This window comes from Mesorhizobium sp. M8A.F.Ca.ET.202.01.1.1 (assembly GCF_004791595.1).
In the GTDB taxonomy this organism is placed as follows: domain Bacteria; phylum Pseudomonadota; class Alphaproteobacteria; order Rhizobiales; family Rhizobiaceae; genus Mesorhizobium.
Map to the genome: position 1 here is coordinate 1 of NZ_SRUN01000234.1, position 304 is coordinate 304.

At 63.2% G+C, this 304-nt stretch carries 1 protein-coding gene; it reads left to right on the top strand.

Translation table 11 applies throughout. The features are described from left to right. Positions 1-155 precede the first annotated feature (155 nt). Positions 156-304 (top strand): ATP-binding cassette domain-containing protein (locus EN845_RS34640; protein ID WP_135931333.1); only part of this gene is annotated, 149 nt, incomplete at its 3' end.

A 304-nucleotide genomic window follows, 5' to 3' on the forward strand; every position in this document is an offset into this window, starting at 1 on the left:
GTCGATGATGCGGCGCACCGTGACACCCCTCATCCACGCCATCTCCCCACTGGCTCTCGCCCTCTCAGTCGTCCTTCTGGTAGGCGCGTGGGCGATCGGCAGGTGGCGTCGCAGTTCATCCATCTCAGGCCGCGAAACGTCGTGAGGAGCCCAGCATGACCCCTCCCACTCCCCTCATAGAGATCAATCGCGGCAAGAAAGTCTTTGGCAGCTTCATCGCGCTGTCCGACATCGATCTCGCGATCGAGGAGGGCGAGATTCTCACCCTGCTCGGGCCGAGCGGCTGCGGCAAGACCACGCTGAT